This is a genomic window from candidate division KSB1 bacterium (assembly GCA_022562085.1).
Lineage (GTDB): Bacteria > Zhuqueibacterota > Zhuqueibacteria > Oceanimicrobiales > Oceanimicrobiaceae > Oceanimicrobium.
Genome location: JADFPY010000454.1, coordinates 1 through 2,808 on the forward strand (window position 1 = coordinate 1; position 2,808 = coordinate 2,808).

Annotated in this window: 3 protein-coding genes; all 3 read right to left on the reverse strand. The window is 41.7% G+C overall.

What is annotated here, in order from left to right:
* Positions 1–166 precede the first annotated feature (166 nt).
* Positions 167–673: a PIN domain-containing protein gene (locus IH879_22115; GenBank protein MCH7677622.1), complete on the reverse strand. Its 507-nt coding sequence runs from the start codon at positions 671–673 to the stop codon at positions 167–169.
* Positions 670–993: a UPF0175 family protein gene (locus IH879_22120; protein MCH7677623.1), complete on the reverse strand. Its 324-nt coding sequence runs from the start codon at positions 991–993 to the stop codon at positions 670–672. Before IH879_22120 ends, IH879_22115 begins: the two co-directional genes overlap by 4 nt.
* A gap of 443 nt (positions 994–1,436) precedes the next feature.
* On the reverse strand, positions 1,437–2,516 hold the full coding sequence (locus IH879_22125; GenBank protein MCH7677624.1) for an efflux RND transporter periplasmic adaptor subunit: 1,080 nt from the start codon (positions 2,514–2,516) through the stop codon (positions 1,437–1,439).
* Positions 2,517–2,808 lie beyond the last annotated feature (292 nt).

Genomic DNA, 2,808 nt, shown 5'->3' on the forward strand with positions numbered 1-2,808 from the left:
TTTCTTAAGGCAACGAAACCGCCGATAATGGCGATGAGAACGCCGACGATGACGGTGACAGGAAAGCGGATGGAACTGTTAATTAAACTCACTTCTCTTCCTTACTTTAGCCACGGATTCACACTGATTTTAATAAACAAGAATGTGAATTTCAATATTATATTATTTAACTTTGAGCAAAAATTATGTCAAGTGTGTCACGGCTGAGTTGTAGGTTTTCGACTTCCTTCATTTTCTTTAGCATGATATTTACTTCTTCTTGTGTTACAATGCCACGAGTCCAAAGCAGGCGGAGAAGCACAGCTAAATCTAATACTTTGATACGCCGTTCTTTACAATATCGAACCGCTCTTTTGTCATTCGTTAATAATTGGCCTTTGCGAACTTTGGATAACGCAATGGCTTCGCACTCACCCACATTTAGGTTTTTGGGTAGTTCGTTGGCTAACTTTTGCTCTTGTTTGGAAAGTTTAAGAATTTGCAGCTCATCCCTGTCAAAGGATTCCAAGACTTTCTTAAGGTGTTTGTGGCCATGTGCGATTCCTGCTTGCAATTCATGTTTAACGGATGGAGGAGTATGAATCTTGGTTTTGGTAAATAATTGGAAGAGAGGATGAAACGCATCACCTGCAGCAAAGGAACTAAGTATATTGGTATCGCTTATTACGATCACCGATGACCTTCGCGCTCAAACTCATCGGCAATGGCGTCTATTTCCTCAGTTGTAAATTCAGTTTCTATCGTGATGGGAATATTTCGGGTTTTTAGGATATCGATAATTTCCCAGCGAGTGATATTGGCAAGTTCCGCTGCTCTTCCAAGACTGCATTGATCCGCAAGGTAAAGAGCAACAGCTTCATCGATAGAAGTTTGTTCCGGCAGACTTTTATCGATTTGGCGATTTAACTTTTTGACAAGTGAACACTTATCTACAAGCGAGAGGCTTTTAGCCAGTTCAACAATTTGGTTAAGATTCAAATTTGTGGTTTGCATAATTGCTAATGTCCTTCATCAAGAATTCTACCTGAAATATACAAAACCTATTCTCACAATGCAAGTGTGCCAAATGCCAAATTTACCTTACGTGATTGTAATTTTACAATTCATGTGTATCCATTTCAAAACCTCAAAAAAACAAAAGACAAATTACAAATAAATTTCAAAATACGTCCTCGATATTTGCAAGTGTCTTCGGTAGCGCTTTAACAAAAAGCCTTACCGTTTTGGCGAATTGAAAGGTCCTTTCTTCAAGATCGTAAACAGGTTTGGAATTTGGTTTGTTGGACATGGTAAATTTGTTTGAGATTTGTTTACTGGCATTTGTGATTTTCAACTTTTAGTTGAGCGGTTCTTTCCTCAAGATCGTAAACAGGTTTGGAATTTGAGATTTCAGTCATTGTGATTTGTTTGAAATTTGTTTTTTGTCTTTTGTAATTTTAATTAGAATGGTTAGAACTTTCACCCTGCAGCCTAACCGGACTTCCCGGAAAGATTCGTTCATTGCCGCGAACGACGACGGGCATTCCTTCTCTAAGCCGGTCTCCTTCGATGGCTATCATGTCTTCATTTGTTGAGGATGTCACTACCGGGATCATAACCGCTTTGCCATCTTCGATTGTGTAAACCATGGTCTGCAATCCCTGGCGCACGATGGCGTCCTTGGAAACCGCCAAACTCGTAAACTTCTTATTCAGTGAAAGAGTGGCTCTGACCAGCATGCCGCCGCCGAGAAATCCGTCTTTGTTATCCACGGTGACAAATACCGGAAACGTATGGGTTGATACGCTTGCACTCGGCGAAATGCCGGTTACCCGACCGGTTCGGGATTTGCCGGGATCGTTTGAGGCTGTTACCATGACCTCGCTGCCGACTTCGAGCCGGCCGAAATACCTTTCCGGTAAGTCAACCGTTACTTTGATAGCAGAGGGATCGATTAATTCAAAAACCGGCGTTCCGGGATTGACCCATTCGCCGACATCAATTAACTGGCGACCCGTGTGACCGCTGAACGGGGCTTTGATAATACAATTTGCCAGATCAATTGCCAGCCGCTTTCGTTCTGCTGTCAACTGATGATAACGCTCGAGCGCGGCGATGGCAGTGGCGCTGTCTGAATCGATGATGCTTTCGGAAATTAAGTCTTGCGAGTGCAGTCCCTTTGTTCGTTCGAATTCCCTTGCTGCTGCTTCTGATTGGGCTTTGGCCCGATTTGCTTCCGCTTTTTTCGCGTCAAAAATAGCCTGAAGGGTCGCTTGTTCAATAGTCACCAGGGGTGCGCCTCTTTTGACTTTGGTGCCTTCGCTTGCATTAATCCTCGCCACCTGCCCAGAGATAGCAGCCACCACCTGGCTGCTGCGAATCGCCTGGGTCCTGCTCACCAAAGTGAGCTGATCGCGAAATTCTATTTTCTTGATGGTGTCTGTGACGACCAAAGTAGCCGGTTGCCCCAGGATCCTTGAAGAGATGGATAAAAGAAAACTGAAGATTAAAATAAATTTCAAAAAATTAGTTAGCATTTGATTTACTCGCATGGATTTTTTTAGATTTAGTGAAATTATTTAGAAAAACGGATTATTAATCAGAAAGTTTAACTTTTTATAAAATTCAAATTTGTTGTCAATTAGTCAAGCAAAATGTTCTTACAAAAGGCCCTTGCACATTAAATTTTTTAGCCACGGATTCACACAGCGCGGCAAAGCCGCAACCAAATAATTAAGCCACGGATTTTCACTGATTGGCACGGATAAATGCATTTAGAAAAAAAATTAAAGAATCATTACAAGCGCAATTTGAAATTTGTAGAAATTT